This window comes from Psychrobacillus soli (assembly GCF_006861775.1).
GTDB classification, from domain to species: Bacteria; Bacillota; Bacilli; order Bacillales_A; family Planococcaceae; genus Psychrobacillus; species Psychrobacillus soli.
This window is the reverse complement of sequence record NZ_VDGG01000016.1, coordinates 53991-74378: the sequence shown is the minus strand read 5'-3', so window position 1 is coordinate 74378 and position 20388 is coordinate 53991. Positions and strand designations below refer to the sequence as shown.

At 36.9% G+C, this 20388-nt stretch carries 18 protein-coding genes and 1 riboswitch; of the genes, 13 read left to right on the top strand and 5 right to left on the bottom strand.

Features of this window, described 5'->3' with window-relative positions:
* Positions 1 to 15 precede the first annotated feature (15 nt).
* Complete coding sequence (locus tag FG383_RS09540; protein ID WP_142607184.1) at positions 16 to 2376, top strand: EAL domain-containing protein; 2361 nt, start codon at positions 16 to 18, stop codon at positions 2374 to 2376.
* Here the strand turns inward: FG383_RS09540 and FG383_RS09535 are convergent.
* Positions 2373 to 2750 carry an SLAP domain-containing protein gene (locus FG383_RS09535; RefSeq protein WP_142607183.1) on the bottom strand — a complete coding sequence of 126 codons (378 nt, stop codon included), beginning with the start codon at positions 2748 to 2750 and terminating at the stop codon, positions 2373 to 2375. The genes FG383_RS09540 and FG383_RS09535 overlap by 4 nt on opposite strands.
* A gap of 93 nt (positions 2751 to 2843) precedes the next feature.
* On the opposite strand from FG383_RS09535, the gene FG383_RS09530 reads away from it, so the two are divergent.
* On the top strand, positions 2844 to 2999 hold the full coding sequence (locus FG383_RS09530; RefSeq protein ID WP_142607182.1) for a DUF1540 domain-containing protein: 156 nt from the start codon (positions 2844 to 2846) through the stop codon (positions 2997 to 2999).
* Positions 3000 to 3087: 88 nt separating this feature from the next.
* On the opposite strand, the gene FG383_RS09525 is transcribed toward FG383_RS09530, so the two are convergent.
* Entirely contained in the window at positions 3088 to 4251 is a 1164-nt protein-coding gene (locus tag FG383_RS09525; protein ID WP_142607181.1) for a M20 metallopeptidase family protein, read from the bottom strand.
* Positions 4252 to 4270: 19 nt separating this feature from the next.
* Positions 4271 to 5719, bottom strand: coding sequence for a YfcC family protein (locus tag FG383_RS09520; RefSeq protein ID WP_142607180.1), 1449 nt, complete (start codon positions 5717 to 5719; stop codon positions 4271 to 4273).
* A 760-nt stretch (positions 5720 to 6479) separates the two neighbouring features.
* Between FG383_RS09520 and FG383_RS09515 the strand changes: the two genes are divergently transcribed.
* From FG383_RS09515 to FG383_RS09505, 3 genes are read left to right on the top strand one after another with little or no spacing between them, the layout of a single operon-like run.
* On the top strand, positions 6480 to 6950 hold the full coding sequence (locus FG383_RS09515; RefSeq protein WP_142607179.1) for a YbaK/EbsC family protein: 471 nt from the start codon (positions 6480 to 6482) through the stop codon (positions 6948 to 6950).
* A gap of 52 nt (positions 6951 to 7002) precedes the next feature.
* Positions 7003 to 7329: a YnfA family protein gene (locus FG383_RS09510; protein WP_142607178.1), complete on the top strand. Its 327-nt coding sequence runs from the start codon at positions 7003 to 7005 to the stop codon at positions 7327 to 7329.
* Between the two features lie 21 nt (positions 7330 to 7350).
* Positions 7351 to 7887: a GNAT family N-acetyltransferase gene (locus FG383_RS09505; RefSeq protein ID WP_142607177.1), complete on the top strand. Its 537-nt coding sequence runs from the start codon at positions 7351 to 7353 to the stop codon at positions 7885 to 7887.
* Positions 7888 to 7961: 74 nt separating this feature from the next.
* On the opposite strand, the gene FG383_RS09500 is transcribed toward FG383_RS09505, so the two are convergent.
* The gene (locus FG383_RS09500) at positions 7962 to 9398 is read right to left on the bottom strand and encodes a phospholipase D family protein (RefSeq protein WP_142607176.1); all 1437 of its coding nucleotides are present in this window, start codon (positions 9396 to 9398) and stop codon (positions 7962 to 7964) included.
* A gap of 170 nt (positions 9399 to 9568) precedes the next feature.
* Here FG383_RS09500 and FG383_RS09495 point away from each other — a divergent pair, with 170 nt between their 5' ends.
* The 5 genes from FG383_RS09495 (at position 9569) to FG383_RS09475 (ending at position 15353) form a co-directional block, all read left to right on the top strand.
* Positions 9569 to 10750, top strand: coding sequence for a CaiB/BaiF CoA transferase family protein (locus FG383_RS09495; protein WP_142607175.1), 1182 nt, complete (start codon positions 9569 to 9571; stop codon positions 10748 to 10750).
* A 16-nt stretch (positions 10751 to 10766) separates the two neighbouring features.
* Positions 10767 to 12362 (top strand): long-chain-fatty-acid--CoA ligase, encoded by a 1596-nt coding sequence (locus FG383_RS09490; protein WP_142607174.1) that lies wholly within the window; start codon positions 10767 to 10769, stop codon positions 12360 to 12362.
* Positions 12363 to 12730: 368 nt separating this feature from the next.
* Positions 12731 to 12830: riboswitch (purine riboswitch) on the top strand.
* Between the two features lie 39 nt (positions 12831 to 12869).
* Positions 12870 to 14153 carry an NCS2 family permease gene (locus tag FG383_RS09485; RefSeq protein ID WP_142607173.1) on the top strand — a complete coding sequence of 428 codons (1284 nt, stop codon included), beginning with the start codon at positions 12870 to 12872 and terminating at the stop codon, positions 14151 to 14153.
* A gap of 321 nt (positions 14154 to 14474) precedes the next feature.
* Positions 14475 to 14708, top strand: a complete 234-nt coding sequence (locus FG383_RS09480; RefSeq protein ID WP_142607172.1) for a hypothetical protein — start codon at positions 14475 to 14477, stop codon at positions 14706 to 14708.
* Between the two features lie 12 nt (positions 14709 to 14720).
* Positions 14721 to 15353 carry an alpha/beta hydrolase gene (locus tag FG383_RS09475; RefSeq protein WP_142607171.1) on the top strand — a complete coding sequence of 211 codons (633 nt, stop codon included), beginning with the start codon at positions 14721 to 14723 and terminating at the stop codon, positions 15351 to 15353.
* 207 nt (positions 15354 to 15560) lie between these two features.
* On the opposite strand, the gene FG383_RS09470 is transcribed toward FG383_RS09475, so the two are convergent.
* On the bottom strand, positions 15561 to 16073 hold the full coding sequence (locus FG383_RS09470) for a helix-turn-helix domain-containing protein (protein WP_142607170.1): 513 nt from the start codon (positions 16071 to 16073) through the stop codon (positions 15561 to 15563).
* A gap of 616 nt (positions 16074 to 16689) precedes the next feature.
* Here FG383_RS09470 and FG383_RS09465 point away from each other — a divergent pair.
* The 3 genes from FG383_RS09465 to FG383_RS09455 all read left to right on the top strand — a co-directional run bounded on the left by FG383_RS09465 (position 16690) and on the right by FG383_RS09455 (position 20237).
* Positions 16690 to 18033, top strand: coding sequence for an MFS transporter (locus FG383_RS09465; RefSeq protein WP_142607169.1), 1344 nt, complete (start codon positions 16690 to 16692; stop codon positions 18031 to 18033).
* A gap of 83 nt (positions 18034 to 18116) precedes the next feature.
* Complete coding sequence (locus FG383_RS09460; RefSeq protein WP_142607168.1) at positions 18117 to 19100, top strand: ornithine cyclodeaminase family protein; 984 nt, start codon at positions 18117 to 18119, stop codon at positions 19098 to 19100.
* Between the two features lie 159 nt (positions 19101 to 19259).
* A complete protein-coding gene (locus FG383_RS09455) occupies positions 19260 to 20237 on the top strand; it encodes a ring-cleaving dioxygenase (protein ID WP_142607167.1) in 978 nt (325 codons plus the stop codon).
* Positions 20238 to 20388: the final 151 nt, after the last annotated feature.

Below are 20388 nucleotides of genomic sequence, written 5' to 3'. Positions count from 1 at the left end.
CGGTGGGTGGACCTTTTGAAAATAAAGAGCATTAAATTCTGGGCAACGACTTTGATCGTATTTATATGTATTATCACAATGTGCTTATTTATTTTATTGTCCTATAGAAATTTAAATGAAAGTTTAGAACAACAATATAAAAACGAAGCCGAATCTGTCCTAATGCAAACTTTTCTATCTTTTGGACATCAATTTTCAACTGTTGAGAATACACTAGACCAACTTAGTCAGTCACTCTTATTGCTAAATGACTATTCTAGTAGTCAAGATAAGATTGCATCTATGTTAGAAGAACGTCAAAAAGATGTAACAGTAAATGGAAAAATTATGTATGGTTTAGTAAATGGTGAATATTACAGAGGCATATATAAGGATATCCCTGCAAGCTATCATCCAGAAGAACAAGCCTGGTATAAGCTTGCCATGCAAAATCCGGGGGAAGTATTTTGGACCGAACCGTACCTTGACTATGTGACTCAAGAAATTATTATTACAGCTTCTAAATCTGTCATGAGTTCTAAAGGTATACTAGGGGTTATTGCACTAGATTTAAATCTTCTAGAAATGAGTAATCAAATTAGCAATTCGAAGATCGGGGAAGATGGATTAGTCTTATTGCTAAGTAACAATGGCACAATACTAGCTAATCGTGATAATCATATGATTGGTGAGACACTTTTTGGCATGCAGTATGCAAAAATGTTAAAAGATACGGAAGAAAATTATGTGTCGTATACGATACAAGATAAAGACTATATTTTACGTTCTCACCCAATAGTGCAAAATGATATGAGTATCGTTACAGCAATTAGCAAAGAAGAAATTACTCGTAATCTACTAAACAGGCATCTACCTATATTAATAATTGGTCTGTTTTGTCTCCTATTATTTGGTGTCATTGCCTATTTTGCAGCATTAAGAGGGGTTCGACCGTTAAAAAAACTTGGAAAACTGATGGTTTCTGTAGAAAATGGAAATTACGACGTACAAGCAAAAGTATATGACTACGAAGAAATCGAACGTCTTGCGAATGGTTTCAATAGCATGATTACCGCTATAAAAACAAGAGAGGAAAAGATAAACCATTTAGCTTCCTATGATTCACTTACGGGATTATTAAATAGAAGAAGCTTGCAAGAATTACTCACTGCCTCCTTAAAAAACGATCAAAGCGAGCGCTTAAAAGCAGTTATTTTTGTCGATTTAGATAATTTTAAAACAGTGAATGATACGCTCGGGCATTCTTTTGGAGATAAGCTTATTACGGAAGTGGCAAAAAAGTTAAATGCATTGGCATCTACAAATAAAGAGGTTGCCCGAATAAGTGGCGATGAATTTATCGTAGTGTTGCATGATCTAGAATCGATAAAACAAGCAAAAAGCCTTGCAGAGGAAATCATCCGTCAATTTGATATGCCTATTAAGATAGAATCTAGAATCTTAAATGTTACCGCAAGTATTGGGGTTTCCTTATATCCTCTCCACGCGACTACTTCGGAAGAATTGTTGATGCTGGCAGACATGGCCATGTATGAAGCAAAAAGTTACGGGAAAAATGGATATAGAATATTTGATGAAGGAATGAAACAACAACTAGAAGAAAAATTTAAAATAGAATTAGGTATTCAAGTATGTCTAGATAAAGATGGATTTGAGTTGTTTTTTCAACCATTAGTTAAGACAGATGAAGGAAGGATTGCGAGCGTGGAAGCACTTTTGAGAACAAAGTCTCCCGCCCTTTCTATGTATAATACTTTACAAATAATTCAAGTTGCTGAAATGACTGGCCAAATAGTAGAAATAGATAAATGGGTATTAAAACAAGCTTGTAGTACGATTCAAAAGATTAACGGAAATACCGAGCGACCAGTTAGTATAGCGGTCAATATTTCTGCAGTCCATATTATGCAACAAGACTTTGTCGCTAATATACGAGAAATAATAGAAGCATCGGGTGTTTGTCCTAACTGGATCGAACTCGAAATTACAGAAACCTCCTTGATGCAATCATTTGATTTGAATAAGCAAAAGTTAGAGGATCTTCAGAAACTTGGAATATCTATTCATCTTGACGATTTTGGAACAGGCTATTCTTCTTTAAGTTACTTAAACAGTTTACCGATCAACCATGTGAAAATTGATAAGAGTTTTGTAGACGGAATGCTTCAATCGGAAAAAGACGGTAAGTTTATCGAAACGATTATTAAATTAGCGCATACGATGGGCCTACGTGTCGTGGCTGAAGGGGTCGAACATAAAGAGCAATTTGACATGCTCCGAAGCTATAATTGTGAATTGATACAAGGTTACTATATAAGCAAACCGGTAAATTATGATGAAATAAATAATCTATTGCGGCAAAAACAACAAGCTTAAACAATTTCCAAATGTCCATTTTCAAAGGGAAGTGTATATGTCATATTTTCTTTTGGAAAAATAAACGTCCATGGCATACTGCGTTCTTCTTGTATGCTAAGGGAAGGTAATGTAAAGAAATGCTCGACTAGAATTTCATTATTGACGATGTAATTAAGTTTCGTGTTTTGAAATGAATAGGAATGCAGCGTAAAGTTATGGATGAGCACGGTTACTAATAATTCGCCTTTGTGGTTAAATGCTTGCCATAGTGGTGTGAGTTGAATAGGATGATTGTTAAATTTTCTTGTTTGGAGAAAAATTGTTTCGATTTTTTGGCGATCGTTACTGGATATCGTTTTGTCCCATGATGGTTCAAATTCTAGTTTTTGCATGTATTAACCTCCTTTTTACTTTCTTTATTTTAGCATTTATCGTATTAATTTTCTTTTAAATGTTCATGCTAAGAAAAGAGGAGGTGTGATACTATGGCTCAAGATGTTCTTTGTGAAGTAAACAACTGTACGTATTGGGGATCTGGAAACAAATGTAACGCTGCTGCGATTTATGTAGTAAGTAATAAAGGGAAACAAGCTTCCAATAGTGAAGAAACGGATTGCAAAACATTTGAACCAGAAGCGTAATACACCTAGGGCAACCATCTTTTTGGTTGCCCTTTTTTAAATTTTATAGGCTTTGTTAAATTCTACAGTTTTGTCTACGCGATATTTTTTATTGTATTATTGGGCAAAGTTCTTTTGCGATTTCTACATAATAAGAAGTACCTAAAATTAGCGCATCTTCATCTATCTTGAATTTAGGATGATGTAATGGATACGCTTCACCAAGTTTTTCATGGTGGACACCGATAAATTGATAGCTAGAAGGTACTTGTTCAGCCATTATTGCAAAATCCTCTGTACCGAACATTGGCTGCTCTAGTTCAATGATATTTTCGAATATTTTTGATGCAGCTGAAATCGAGATATCTGTTGTATCACTATCATTAAATACAGCTGTGCAACCAAGTTCCCATGTAATTGAAGCTGTCGCCCCGTGTGTCTGGGCGATACCGTGTACCGTTTGTTCAAGTAATTGTCTTGCATAGACGCGAGCATCTTCATGATGAGAGCGAATTGTACCACCTAGCTCTGCCTGATCCGCAATAATATTGAGAGTGGCACCACAATGGAATTTTGTCACCGATAAAACAGGTGCTGTACCATTGGGGATTTTACGTGAAACAATTGTTTGCAATGCTTGGACTATTTCACTGCCAATAAGAAGGGGATCGATAGTTTCAGCTGGCATACCTGCATGACCACCACTCCCAAAAATCGTAATTTCAAAATCATCTGCTGCAGAGGTAATAGCCTTTTTGCGGAATGCCAACTGACCGCTCAGGTGATTGGGGGATACGTGTAGTGCAAAGGCGTGTTCAACATCTTGTAAGACGCCCTGCACCACCATTTCCTCTGCGCCACCAGGTGAAACTTCTTCTGCATGCTGGAACAAAAAGCGAATTTCACCTGCAAAGTTTGTACCACGGTCGTGAAGTGCAATTGCGGCACCTAAAAGCATCGCTGCATGTGCATCATGACCGCAAGCATGCATTACGCCAGCTACTTTCGAACGAAATGCTACATCTGTTTCCTCTTGAATTGGTAATGCATCTATGTCTGCACGGTAGGCAATGATTTTTCCGTGTTCTTGCCCTTTTAAAACAGCCATCACACTTGTATTGGTTGGTCGTGTTACGATGAAATTTTCACATTGACTAAGCTGATCCTCGATAAATTGGGATGTCTTGACTTCTTCAAAAGATAGTTCTGGCTGCTGGTGCAATGTACGTCTCCACGTAATCACTTGTTCCTTTAATGTTGTTTTTGTTGTCATAAATATCCACCTCAATTGTTTAAAATGGGCCGTACTGAATCACTTGGGCGATGATAATAAAAACTATTGCAATTAATGTTGAAAATCCTAAATATGGAAGTATCCATTTGAACCACTTTGTATAGGAAATACCTGCAATTGATAAGCCTGCTAATAATACACCACTTGTTGGCATAAATAAGTTTGAAATACCGTCCCCTAGTTGGAAGGCAAGTACAGTTGTTTGACGAGTCACCCCGATTAAATCCGCTAATGGTGCTAAAATTGGCATCGTCAGAGCTGCTTGACCGCTACCAGAAGGAACGATAAAATTCATCACCATCTGTAAAAAAAGCATGCCTACTGCATTAATTGAAGCAGGAATATTGCCTAGAACACCAGATACATAGTATAAAATCGTATCAATTAAATTACCGTTTGTTGCAATGACTAAAATAGCTTGAGCAAAACCAATAATCAAAGCTCCTTCGATCATGTCTTTTGAACCATTGATAAAACCCTTTGTCATTTCGTCAATCGTTGTGCGACAAATAAGAGACATAACAATCGAAGCAAGTATGAATATTGCGCAAATTTCAGAAATGTACCAGCCTAATCGAATGACACCGAAAATTAATAGGACAAAACTTCCGAGTAACACTAACAGTGCTAGTAAATGGCGTATGCTCATTTTAGCTGAGACATCAAGTTTAACGGTATCATTTGGGGTGAATTTTCCGTAAACTCCAAGTTCCGGATTTTTTTGAACTTTTTTAGCATGACGAATAATATAAAACACTGTAAAGATATACATCACAGTAAATAACGAAATTCGTAAACCCATCCCGGAATACATCGGTAATTCAGAAATTGTTTGTGCAACCCCAACATTAAATGGGTTTGTAATCCCAGCCATAAAACCTGTTGCAAGTGTACCAAGCATGACAATCGCAAATCCAGTAATGGCATCAAAACGTAAAACCATCATTAATGGAATTACGATTGCGATATACACTAACGTATCTTCTGCTGATCCAATTAAAGCACCTAAGCTTGCAAAGACAAGTACTAAAATTGGAATGACGATGAATTGACGGTGACGGAATTTAATAGCAAGTGCTTGAATAAAGGCGTCAATTGTTCCAGTTTTTTGCATGATTCCAAGTGCTCCACCAAATAAAAGCACAAATAAAATAATAGGAGCACCAAGTACTAATCCTTGGTGAATACTTGTGAAAATATCAAAAAAGCCAACAGATGTTGATTCAATAAATGTAAAAGATGTTGGATCAACGACTGTGCGCCCGTCTATCTCTATGCGTTCATATTGTCCCGCAGGTAATATGTACGTTAAGATGGCCATGATAATCATAATACCAAACATTAACGCAAATGAATTAATGTTTTTAATACGAGGTTGCTTATCTTTTATTACATGTGGATGCTCTGGAATTACAGTTGCCGACTGTTTCGAATCGAGTTGGACCATAGAAAAACCCCCTGAATGATTTAATTACATGCGTTTCAATTGTTCAATAACAGATGCTAATAAGATCGACATTTCTTCAAATATGCTTTTATCTGATGGTGTTTACAAATTTGATATGGACCTCTTTTGCAAATAGTCCAATATTCATCACAGTAGCTGAAATTGCAGCGTCATTTGTACGATAGCCTCCAGCAATCTTCACTGTTTCCTCCTTTAACATTCGCGGGTATATATCACTTCTCGATACGTGTTGCTTTTAAGTATCAAGAAACGATGCATTTTCAATAAGCGCCTGTGCCAAATTGGGTTCACTTAAATAAAATAAAGATTACCAGCTTCGTTGTAATGTTTGTTGGTCACGAAATGCTTCACTAGGGCGCAAGACAATAACACAATCTAGTGAAAGATACATAGAAAAAAACGGAATATTATACACCCTCTTTACTTTTCCGTTAGACGGAAACATATTTCACCTAAAGGAATTCTGTTTTTATTATTCTCCTTTAAGATAAATGAAAAGTCAATAACTTCAGAAGAATTAATGTATTATAAAAATAAAGAGAACTATCTTTTAGTTCCCCTTTTAATTGCTAGAAATGAAGTAGTTACTAAAATAATCCTGAACGAGACAAACCATATAGTGAACCTGACAAAAATCACTTCGAAAGCGGCAAACTAAATAGTAAAGCGAGTGTATTTAGTATTTATGGTGGTAAGATTATAATAGAAGTTGAAATATTTAAAATAAGAGGTGTGTAAAGTGGCAATTGAAGTAGTAAGAGATTATTTTAAAGAGATAGGAATCGAAGAAAGAATAATGGAATTTGAGGCATCCAGTGCAACTGTTGAGTTAGCAGCACAAGCGCTGAATGTAGAAGGAGCACGTATTGCGAAAACATTATCCTTCAAGAAAGAGGAAGGGTGCATTTTAGTAGTAGCTGCAGGCGATGCTAAAATTGATAACGCTAAATTCAAAGCAACTTTTGGCGTGAAAGCAAAAATGTTAACTCCCGATGAAGTAATCGAAAAAGTAGGACATGCAGTAGGTGGTGTTTGTCCATTTGGTATTCCGGAGGATGTAGCAGTTTACTTAGATGAATCATTACAACGTTTCGAGACAGTTTTTCCTGCATGCGGAAGCAGCAATAGTGCGATTGAACTCACTTGTGAGGAATTGTTTTCATATGCAAAAGGACGAGAATGGGTGGATGTTTGTAAAGGATGGGAATGAGTAGTAGCAAACGACTAACTATTTCATTTGGAAATGGAAAGGATGGATTTATTTGCTTTCAGTAATTGCTCTATTTTTTATAGCTGGTTTAGCTGAAATCGGGGGCGGTTATCTTATATGGCTATGGTTGAGGGAAGGAAAGTCAGCTTATTTGGGACTTTTGGGCGGAATAACATTAGCTCTTTACGGAGTTATCGCTACCTTTCAAATGTTTCCTTCCTTCGGTAGAGTGTATGCAGCCTATGGAGGTGTATTTATCGTATTATCCGTCCTTTGGGGATGGGGTGTCGATAAAAAAGTACCGGATACATATGATTGGATCGGGGCGCTAATTTGCATCATTGGTGTATCCGTTATGTTGTTTGCTCCCCGGAGTTAACTAAAAGGAGGAGTGCCAAAGATGTTATTTCATAACGACAAGTTATCTGTTCGTCTATTAGAATTAAAGGATGGTTCATTATTAGCTAAATGGCTTTCAGATCCTGTTGTACTGGAATTTTATGAAGGAAGAGACAATGCATTTGACTTAGAGAAAGTGCACGAGAAATTTTACGACCGTGAAAACGAAGTAGTACGTTGTATCGTAGAGTTTGATAATATTCCAATCGGATATATTCAATATTACCAAATAGATAATGATGAACGAAACTTATACGGATATACAGAAGTACCAGATGTTATATATGGTATGGACCAATTCATAGGAGAAGTTACATATTGGAACAATGGAATTGGAACACTTTTAGTAAATTCAATGGTCGAGTTTTTAGTCGAACAAAATGGCGCAGATAGAATAGTCATGGATCCTCAAACATGGAATGAAAGAGCAATCCGTTGTTATGAAAAATGTGGATTTAAGAAGGTTAAGCTGTTGCCCAAAAATGAACTTCACGAAGGCGAGTATCGTGATTGCTGGTTGATAGAATATATTAATTAGTATTCTATCAGTAGAATATCAAATAAAAGGTACTAAATCTAACTCGAAATGATTTAGTACCTTCATTAATAGTTCTAATAAGTTGTTACTTTTAAAACCTTTTGTAACGAATAAATCCAACGTTGCCACCAAGTGAATCGATCTTGGTAATCTTCCAAATCTAATGTATACATTGCATCTTCATTGTTCCATAGTCGTTCAAAATAGGCTTCCATGGCTGATACAAGCTCACTATCATTTGGCGCTATAACCCGTAAATTATTTTCTAAATTATAATTATCCAATGTCCGTTCCGTATAGTTCGCAGACCCACTTGAAATAATCGTATATTCATCAGATTGAATCCAAATAGCTTTCGTGTGGTATTGACCGATGACGGTGTTGTACCAACGAATGTTCATCTTGCCTTTCGTATCTTCCACCATTTCTTGTACTACTGGTCTATTCGGTAGTCCCGACTTATCTTGTCCAAATGAGTTCTCGTTTGGATCCAAAATTAGATTCACATCTACTCCTCGATTTGCCGCATCAATTAATGCATTTACAATATCTCGCTTTGCTACAAAAAACATACCAAGCCAAATTTTATCTCCTTCTTTCGTGCCTGCCAAATCTACCAGCAACTTATCCAAAATCTTCTTCTCTGTTAAGTATTGGACTTCATATTCTCCGTCTATTTCTTCCACTTTGATACGTGGAAGTTTAGGTCCTCCAGAAAATAAGGAAACAACTTCCTCTGATTTTAAAATATCATTAATGATTGGACCAGTTACTGTTAATGCAATATTTCCATGGAATCCACTCGCATCATGTGGATTAGAAGAAGTCACCATTGCTTCTTTCTCCGTTATGACTGCTTTTCGATGATTCGCCTTTACGTTTAATAACGTCATATACGATGCAATTGTCATTTTGGGAGCATCGCTTGCCATCGCATTTGCTATCCAACCCTTTCCACCAATATCAAACCACTGAAAAAATATTCGATAGATGCCTGAGTATATCGGAGTTGAGTCTCGCAATGGATCCAAGTCAGTATAGACTATTTCTACACCAGCATCTCTCATTTTTTTGAACCATTCATTTTCATAAGAACCATAACCACGATTCAGCGGATCTGTAATGAATACTACCGGCATATTAGGATTCTCTTTCTTTTTATTGGAGAGGGTAGTGGAAAGGTTGTCTGCAATTTTTGGGAAATCCTCGTTTTCATCGTAGTAACCGTCAAATAAAAAGAAATCGACAACTACAAAGTTTTCAGCTTCATCAATCATTTCATTTACTTTATCAAATATAAAATTTTCATGTACCATGCCAGTTCCTTCTTGATCTTGTGCATATGTAAGGTCCGTAATGAATTCTACGGTATCTGTTTTATGTATGTTTCCCTCGAATGAAATTCCTTCGGGAAGAGGTTTATATGTATGCCATAAAATAACGGCTATATAAATTAGCGCGAATAGAATGATAGAGCTAATGAAAATTCGTTTCTTCGACTTTTTAACCATCTGTGTTTCCTCCTACTTACACTACTTCCTCATTTGTATTCCCTAGAATAAGAGAAAGAAAACTATCAAAGTATTTTAATATAAGGGCTATTGAAAACGTATACAATATTCACTACAATAGTATAATAGAAAGAAAATTTGTAATTTTCTATATATATGGAGGTGAGTACTTGGGAATCTTAAGTGGTTTAAAAGTATTGGATTTTTCGACCCTATTACCTGGACCATTTGCTACTATGATGTTAGCTGATATGGGAGCAGAAGTGGTGAAAGTGGAAGCCCCGAATCGTACGGACTTAGTGAAATATTTGGGACCGATGGATGGTGAAGTATCAGCTACTTTTGGACATTTAAATCGTTCCAAACGATCTTTAGCATTGGATCTTAAACAACCGGAAGCGAAAGAAATTATTTATCAGCTAATTCAAGAATACGATATTGTGGTAGAACAATTTCGTCCAGGAGTAATGGATAAATTAGGAATAGGATATGGAAAGTTAAAAGAGATTAATCCTAAGATTATCTTTTGCTCTATTACAGGATACGGGCAAACCGGTCCTCTTCGTAATCGAGCAGGGCATGATATTAACTATTTATCTTTGGCAGGTGTTATGAGTTATTCCTATAGAAAAGATCAGATTCCTGTGCCAGCCGGTGTACAAGTAGCCGATATTGCAGGTGGTTCGATGCCTGCGGTAATAGGAATTTTAGCAGCTGTCTATCATCGTGAAAAAACTGGAGAAGGTCAGCAAATTGATATAAGCCTTACCGATGTATCCTTTTCGTTGAATGCAATGTATGGGCCGGGATATTTAATAGGTAAAGAGGAACCAAATCCGGAATCATTATTGTTAAATGGAGGCTCTTTTTATGATTATTATGAAACGAAAGACCATCGCTATCTTTCCATCGGTAGTTTGGAACCGCAATTTCAAGCAAGGCTTTGTCAGTTAATTGGCGATCCAAGTTTAATCAAACTAAGTGGCAGTGAGCTTGTAGAGGATCAACTAGCTTTTAAAGAAATTTTAATAAAAGCTATTAAGCAAAAGACTTTAGAAGAGTGGATCCTTTTTTTAGAAGACGATTTTGATGGATGTATTGAACCTGTATTAAGTTTTTCAGAAGCGGTAAATCATCCACAGTTAAAGGCAAGAGAAATGATTGTTTCTGTACCAAAGAAAAATGGAGGCACACAGCGTCAGATTGCTTTTCCTATTAAGTTTTCTACTGAGCAAGCGCAATATCATTTCGCAGGTGTGCAAACTGGAAATGATACAGAAGAAATTTTGAAAGAAATAGGCTTAACCGAAGAAGCGATACATGCGCTTACTAAAAAAGAGATCACATCATAAAAGGGAGCTGTGTAGAATGTTTGCTGCATTAACACCATTGGATTGGAAAAGAAGAGCGATTAAATATTACCCGAAAAAAGTAGCGGTAATCGATGGAGATAAACAGTTTACATATGAGGAGTTTGGGAAGCGTACGGATAAGCTCTCGGCTGCTTTAGTGAATGCTGGTATACAAAAAGGTGATCATATTGCAGTCATGTTGCCAAATACACATTATATGTTAGAAAGTTTTTATGGAATTTGCCAGCTAGGTGCAGTGCATGTCCCTTTAAATTATCGATTAAATGCAGAAGACTTAGAGTACATTATTAAACATAGTGATTCCAAAATACTCATCGTGGATGAGGAGTATAGTCATTTAGTAGAAGGGATCCGTCATAGTTTATCACTAGAAAAAATAATTGTCGTTGCAGTGGAAGGTCATTCGAACTCATTGGGAGGTATTTATTATGAAGAATTTATCAATCAGGACTTTGAAAATGCTTCCCTACCAAAAGTAGAAATAGATGAGAATCAGTTACTTACATTGAATTATACAAGTGGTACCACTTCCAAACCAAAAGGGGTTATGCTAACACATCGTAGTAATTACTTAAATGCAGCTAACTTCATGTATCATCTAAATGTGAAACATGATGATGTATATCTTCATACATTGCCAATGTTCCACGCAAATGGTTGGGGAGGAGTTTGGGCGATCACTGCCACTGGGGCAACGCATGTATGTTTGCGTAAAGTAGATCCACCACTTATTTTGAATCTATTTGAAAAACATAAAATCAGTTTGTTATGTGGTGCACCGACCGTTGTTAATATGTTAGTGAATGAACCAAAAGCAAAAGAAGTGCAAATTACAACAAATCCTCGAATGGCTACAGCCGGAGCACCACCAGCTGCAGCGCTAATTGGAAAAGCACAAGAAATTCTTGGACTCAATATGATGCATGTGTATGGGCTTACAGAAACGTCACCATTCATTTTATATAGTGAATGGAAGAAGGAATTTGATGATAAATCAGCAGAAGAACAAGCGACGATTAAAGCAAGACAAGGAATTGAATTAGCTTTTAACGGGGAAACAAAAGTTGTCAGCAGGGAAGATGGAGAAGAAGTTGCTTGGAATGGCAAGGAAATTGGAGAAATCGTCACAAGAGGAAATGTAGTAATGGAAGGTTATTACAAAGATCCAGAAAAAACAGCAGAAGCAATTGTCGATGGATGGTTCCATACTGGTGATTTGGCGGTAACATATCCTGATGGGTATATCGAAATTCAAGATCGTATAAAAGATATGATTATTTCGGGTGGAGAGAACATTTCTTCAACAGAAATTGAAGGGGTATTATACAAACATCTAGACGTGTTAGAAGTAGCTGTAATAGCTGTCCCAGACGAAAAATGGGGAGAAGTTCCAAAAGCAATTATCGTGCTAAAAGATGGAAGTAATGTGACCGAACAAGAGATGATCCACTATTGTAGATCCAATATGGCGCATTTCAAAACACCAAAATCATTTGAATTTGTAGATGCATTACCAAAAACAGCAACAGGCAAGCTACAAAAGTTCTTACTCCGTGAAATGTACTGGAAAGGGAAAATAAAAGTAAATTAACTTAAACAGCAGACGGTTTTCCATTCACATATTGAATGGGAAGCCGTCTTTTAAAGTATGTGAATCCAGTAAATGGGTTAGAGCAACCAATCGGCCATTTAAAGCAATCAATTTTATTCGGAGAGCAACCAATTCAATGAGCGAGCAACCAAATGGCGGATGAAAGCAATCAATCCTTAAAATAACAAGTTCACTTCGTATGAGAAGACAATAATTTAGCCACACTTTAGTATAGGATGAGTTGGCTAGCGTGGAAACTTGCGGTCACTATAGAAGCTGTTGTTGCATTTGAAGTATGAAACTATATACGAACATTTGATATTGACACTTAGTTATTGTTCGTATATTATGTTGTTCGGAGTAAAATAATTAAACAATCGAGCGACATTCGTATATTCTCAGTAATATGGTCTGAGAGTTTCTAGTAGGAACCGTTAATTTCTAACTATGAATGGATAGATTTCGTCTATCTATTCATAGTTAGATTTTTTATTTCAAGGAGGAACTATGGAAGGTTTATTTAAATTAAGTGAATTAGGCACAAATGTGAAAACAGAAGTATTAGCGGGTTTTACTACTTTTTTAACGATGGCATACATCATTTTCGTTAATCCTGCCATTCTTTCGGCAGCGGGGGTTCCTTTCGATCAAGTATTTATTGCCACAATTGTTGCTGCGGTTATAGGAACATTAATCATGGCTTTGTTTGCAAATTATCCAATTGCAATTGCGCCAGGTATGGGGATGAATGCTTATTTTACAAGTGTTGTTGCTACGCAAGGTGTTAGTTATCAAGTAGTTTTTGGGGCAGTTTTGATAGCAGGTATTATCTTTTTGTTGTTAACGTTTACGAAGTTACGAGAATTATTAATTGAGTCAATTCCTACTTCGATAAAATATGGAATTACTGCTGGCATTGGGTTATTTATCGCGTTTGTCGGATTAAAAATGTCTAAACTCGTTGTTGGAAATAGTGATGCGCTTGTAACGCTTGGAGATTTGCGTGATCCAGTCACTGTCTTATCCATTATCGGATTGTTTGTAACGATTATGCTAATAGCCCTCCGAGTAAAAGGAGCGCTATTTGTTGGTATGTTCGTTACTGCAATTATCGGTTACTTTATGGGAATGTTCCAACTGGACGCAGTGGTTTCTACTCCACCATCTATCGTATTTTTTGATGTGGATATTCCGGGAGTGTTTACGAGTGGATTATATGCTGTCGTATTTTCATTTTTACTTGTGACGATATTTGATACAACTGGAACATTGATCGGTGTTACAGAGCAGGCAGGTTTAATGAAGGACGAGAAATCGCCAAAATTGAAATCTGCATTTGTTGCAGATGCGGTTGCTACAACTGTTGGAGCGAGTCTTGGGACGAGCCCATCTACTGCTTATATTGAATCATCGACCGGAGTAGCCGCAGGTGGACGATCTGGATTAACTGCACTAGTTGTAGCAATTCTATTTTTTGTTGCTTTGTTTTTCTCTCCATTAGTGGCGGCTATTTCTTCACTTCCGGCTATTACAGCTCCCGCTTTAATCATTGTTGGTTGTTATATGATGGATGGACTAGCAAAAATCGATTGGAAAAAGTTCGATGAGGCATTTCCGGCTTTTATGATTATATTAACGATGCCTTTAACCGGAAGTATTGCAACTGGGATTGCGGTTGGATTCATTACGTATCCTATTCTCAAACTCGTAAGCGGTAAAGGTCGACAAGTACATCCGATTATATATTTTTTCGGGGTTATTTTTGCGATTCAAATGATTTTCTTTCACTAATATTAAATTCTCTCAAAAATCCAATGGTTTCGAGCCATTGGATTTTTTGTATGCCTTCTTTATATTGTACGTGATATAGGGATAATGCGTCGTGAGGTATCTGCTAACCTCCGTACTTGCCGCACCTTGCATGAGCCAACTCGTGTTGCACAGGAGTCTGTCTCATACTTCGGCTCATGCGGCCAGGCGCGCTACGGCAAATGTATCCGAGCTATTCATCTGGAGAAGATTGCCCAATAAAAAATGCGCAACGTTGACAAAAATGAGTCACAGTAATCATCGTCTCATTCCTCTATTTGGTGGAATGAGCATGAGCTATTCATGCATGCGGAACAATATTTTCAAAAGGCCGCGCCACATGACCATAGAAAGTTGTTAATGTTGGTTGGTAGTGAAGAGGACTTTATGGTCGATGATGCCAAGCAATTGTATGCGAATATGAGCGAGCACAAAACAGAACAATTGGAAGTTGAGCTGTATATTGCAGAAGATGAAAACCATGCTTCTGTTGTTCCGACCATTATGAGTAGAGCCTTTCGCTTTATGAATAAATAAGGAGGAGTTCCAGTGACTTCGAAGATTGAAGGAGAATTTATGGAACTACAGTTGATGAAACGAAAAATAAGCGTCTACTTGCCAACAGAGTACAAATTAGATGCAGAACGTATTTTTCCAGCTGTTTTTTTGCATGATGGCGACTTTCTATTTAGAGAGTCAATCGATATAGTTGAACAAAATGTAAAAGCAGGTTTAACAGAGCCAGTAGTTTTTATTGGAATTGATTCGGATAATAGAAATGATGAATACACCCCTTGGGAGCATGATGCGCTATTTAGTGATTGGTCCTTTGGTGGATTGGGAGATAGCTATTTAGATTTTGTATATGAACAGTTGTATCCCTATATAAAAGAACAGTTCCGTATTTCAGAAGATATTGCACTAGGGGGTGTTTCGTTAGGTGGTTTAATTTCCATGTATGCAATGTATAGAAAGGAAAACTTATTTAATAAATTTATACTATTGTCTAGTTCGGTGTGGTTTACAAACTTCATGGAATATATGGAATCATCCACAATGGATTATCATCCAAAAGTATATATGTATGTTGGAGAAAAAGAAGGTATCGAGAAGACAAACATTCAAAAAAAGAATATGGTGCCAAATAGTAAAAGGCATTTAAAATTTTACAAAATACGATAACGGATCCATCGGAGAATTTGTTATTTGAAACAGATCCAGAAGGTGTTCATGATGATCCATTTTTTCTTCACTATTTTCCGAGAAGTATTCAGTTTTTATATCCCACTAAAGGTATTTGAAAAGAGAGTCTGGAAGTGGATCGTCATTTCCAGACGCTCTTAAAAATCGTATAGAGGCTGAGCTGTTCAATGTACTTAAGAGTTTTTACTATGTCGAGGATACGACTAAAAATCGTACCGGTTTATTCGTTAAGTTATACCAATAATGCATTTTATGTGCATCGAACATGATGGATTGTTGCTCGAATAAATTCATTTTTTCTTCATCCACAACTACTGTAAGTGTCCCCTCCACAACAAATAAAAACTCATGTCCACTATGGGAAAAAGCATTTCCTTCATTTTCTCCTGGTTGTAATGTTACTAAAATTGGTAAGTAGCTAGCATCTGGAATTCCATTGGATAAATCTTGATAATAAAACTGTTGTCTGATGGATTCTAAGTCATCCACTTTAGAATCATCTGAAAAGAATACAGTGGGGTTTACTTTCAATGCATCTGCTATTTTCTTCAAAGATTCTAGCGTAACACTCGATTTTCCTCGTTCTACTTGGGATAAAAAACTTATAGAGACACCGGTTAATTCGGCTAGATTTTTTAAAGTAAGCTTTCGTTCTTTTCTTAATTCTTTTAATTTCTGTCCAATTGAATGAGAGGGCATCTATAAATCTCCTTTGTTTGCATGTTATTCAGTCAACGATACATTACATAGCATCGTACACCTAATAGAAATAGTGCGCAACAGTTACTAGTACAGTAACCACAAGCCTACGCGCTAGCCTTACCTCGTACGAACCAACTGGGTTTTCGCCCGAGTGGGTCTCATGAATTTGGCTCATGCGGACCACCCTTGCTAATTATCATCTCACATCAAGTACACTCTTTACTCTAAGAAATGGTTGCTTTCAACGATGGATTGGTTGCTTCCAGAAGTAATTTGGTTGCTTTCTATATAGTTTTAGTTGCTTTCAAAGTTCCGCCCGTTGCTCTTAACCATTTTTTGGATTCATCCATTTGAAAAACTGCTTAATATTGCGATTTAGCGGGGCGATACAGATAAACTAAAGGCTCCAGTAAGCCTAGATGCTTAGAAGTAAGCAATTTCTGTTGATTTTCGCTGTAGCGGAAATCCTAGCGGTAACTTAATAGAGACCCTTTAGTGCGCACTATTTTTCCAATGTTCCATATTTAATTGACAGAAAATTTAAAGTTAATTACAATAAAAACAGGGAGAATTAAAGTGACACTTCAATTTTATAAAAGGGGAGAAATGTAATATGGATTCAAAACAAATGAGGAAAGTGTGGATTGCTAGTTTAGTAGGAAGTTCGATTGAATGGTTTGATTATTTCTTGTATGGAACAGTAGCAGCTCTTGTATTTAACCAATTATTCTTTGTTACAGAAGATCCATCGGTTGGAACTATTCTTGCGTATGCATCATTTGCATTAGCTTTCTTTATACGTCCATTCGGAGGAGTTATTTTCAGTCATATTGGCGATAGAATTGGTCGTAAAAAGACACTTGTTATTACGTTAAGCTTAATGGGAGTTGCAACATTTGGAATGGGGTTACTTCCAACTTATCAAGCAATAGGTGTATGGGCTCCGATTCTTTTAATTACACTTCGTCTTGTTCAAGGCTTAGGTATTGGAGGAGAATGGGGAGGGGCTTTACTTTTAGCGGTTGAGTATGCGCCGAAAGAAAAACGTGGATTATATGGATCTATTCCTCAAATGGGTGTAACAATAGGGATGGTTCTAGGAACAGTTGCGTTATCAATCATGACATTGCTACCTGAAGGTTCATTTATGACTTGGGGTTGGCGTATTCCCTTTATTTTTAGCGCATTATTAGTTGTTTTTGGGTTATGGATTCGTAAAGGGATTGAAGAAACACCATCATTTAAAAAGGTTAAAGAATCAGGTGAAATTCCAAAACTTCCGATAGTAGATACATTAAAGTATCATTGGCGCGAAGTACTTATTGCCATCGGTGCGAAAGTAGTGGAAACCGCACCATTTTATATTTTTAGTACGTTTGTCGTATCATACGCAACAACAAATTTAGGTTTCTCGAGAACAGCAGTGTTAAACTCGGTTATGATAGCGACAATAGTTACTACGATATTAATCCCAATTATGGGAAGCCTTTCGGATAAAGTGGGCCGCAAAAAATTATATGTGGCGGGAACTATTGGAATGATTCTTTTTGCTTTTCCATACTTCTGGATGTTGCATCAACAATCTGTTGCATTACTAGTTATTGCGACGATTATCGGATTAGGTGTTATTTGGTCACCGATTACCGCTGTACTTGGAACGATGTTCTCGGAAATTTTTGATGCTAAAGTTCGATATACAGGAATTACGCTTGGGTACCAAATTGGTGCTGCTGTCGCTGGTGGTACTGCTCCGCTCGTTGCGGCGAGTTTATTGCTAAAGTTTAATGATTCTTATATTCCAGTTGCATGCTATATTATTTTCACTGCAGTTATTTCATTGCTAGCGATTTGGGCTGTAAAAGACCGCAGTCAAGAGAATTTAGATGATATTAGCAAAGTGGATGCTGAAAACGCAAAAGAGAAATCTAACGTTTCAAATGCGTTGGGCAAAGCATAATAAATAAAGCGATAAAAGGAAATGCCTCGTCTTTGGCTAAGGTCAGTGAAAGACGAGGTTTCCTTATAAATGGAGGTTTTTGCATGTTAGTAGTAAATGAACAACAAATTATGCATACATATGATATGAAAGACGCGATTCAAGATATCACCGAAGTATTAAAAGCGAAAGAAGCAGAGAAGATTGCTAATCCGCATCGCACAGTTATCGAATTTCCGCAACATGAAGCATCTGCATTATATATGCCGAGTGCCTATTTAGTCGGAGAAGTAGCTGCAGTAAAAGTTGTTACGATTTTCCCACATAATCCAGCGAACGGAAAAGCGACAACACAAGGAGTAATCTTACTATCAGATGCTTCAAATGGGGAGCATATAGCAATGTTGAATGCTTCTTATTTAACAAGACTTCGTACTGGTGCTTTAAGTGGCATCGCAACAAATTACTTGGCTAAAAAAGATGCAAAAGTGCTAGCGGTAATCGGAACAGGTGCGATGGCATTTGAACAAGTGCTCGGAGTACTTGCCGTTCGCCCTATCGAACGCATACTACTAGTGAACCGAAATTTAGAAAAAGCGAAAGCATTTGGAGAGAAACTTCGAGCAGTTGGTGTAGAAGTTACTTATGAGGTTTTAGAAGAAGTAGAAGCTGCTGTTCGCCAAGCGGATATTATTAACTGTGCAACTCGCGCAACTGAACCTGTATTTAATGGAGACGATTTGAAACTTGGTGCGCATGTAAACGGTGTAGGATCTTATCTCCCACATATGCATGAAGTAGATGTTACGACTATTACTCGTGCATCTAAAATTGTGGTGGATGACTTAGCAGGAGTTAAAGACGAAGCAGGAGAACTTATAGACGCGGAAGAGCAGGGGAAATGGTCTTTTGAACAAGTATATGGTGAAATTGGTAAGCTTGTTGTTGGTGCAATAAATGGTAGGGAAAATGAAGAGGAAATCACCTTTTTCAAATCAGTAGGAGCTGCCTATTTCGATTTAGCGGTAGCAAAAGGTGTGTATGCAAAAGCAAAAGAACAAAAAATAGGAACTGAAATAGATGTGTAATTGTTTCTATCGAATATGCACATCATGACAATAGAAACTGTCTTCCATGTTAGGCATTGGAGACAGTTTCTACTCGTTTGACAAGCTTTTTTATTCATGTTAAAGTTACTTTGAATTAGAGATGTTTTAATTAAGGGTAAAACGATGGAGGAATATAATATGAATCATTTAAAAGGTATGCACCATGTAACTGCTATTACAAGTAGTGCGGAAGAGAATTATAAATTTTTCACATATACACTAGGAATGCGTTTAGTTAAAAAAACAGTAAACCAAGATGATATTCAAACGTATCACTTGTTTTTTGCTGATGATGTAGGTGGAGCGGGAACAGATATGACATTCTTCGATTTTCCTGGCATTCCAAAAGGGACACATGGAACAAACGAAATTTATAAAACAGGATTCCGTGTCCCAAGTGATGCAGCACTAGATTATTGGGAAAAACGTTTCGATCGTTTAGGAGTAAAACATACTGGAATACAAGATCAATTTGGTACAAAAGTTCTTTCTTTCGTAGACTTTGATGATCAACAATATCAATTAGTGTCAGATGAAAATAATGAAGGAATTGCATCAGGAACACCATGGCAAAAGGGACCAATTCCTTTAGAATATGCTATTTCGGGGCTTGGACCAATTCATATTCGAATTGCAGAGTTCGATTATATGAAAGAAGTATTAGAAAAAGTAATGCTTTTCAAAGAAATAGCGCAAGAAGGATCTTTTCATTTATTTGAGGTTGGAGAAGGCGGAAATGGTGCTCAAGTCATCGTAGAGAAAAATATTATGCTTCCTCCAGGACGACAAGGGTTTGGTACAGTCCATCATGCAGCTTTCCGTGTAGAAGATCGTTCTGTGTTGGATGAATGGACTACTCGCATGGAGAGTTTTGGATTCCAAACATCTGGTTTTGTGGATCGCTTCTTCTTCCAAAGTTTATACGCAAGAGTTGCAAATGGCATTTTGTTTGAGTTTGCGACAGATGGTCCGGGATTCATGGGAGATGAGCCTTATGAAACACTTGGAGAAAAGCTATCTTTACCACCGTTTTTAGAACCAAAACGTGAACAAATAGAAAGCTTAGTTCGTCCTATCGATACGGTAAGAAGTACAATTGACTTTGTAAAAGAATAAGTTAAACAGAGGGCTGTCTCTAAATCACTTTAGAGACAGCTTCTTTTTGTGTAAAAAGACTTTAATTACTAGTTTCAGAAATAGTTTTTATATCCTATTAAAATTAAATGTTAAAGATTCAAAAGTTTCAGTCGATACTTATTAGGTAGTT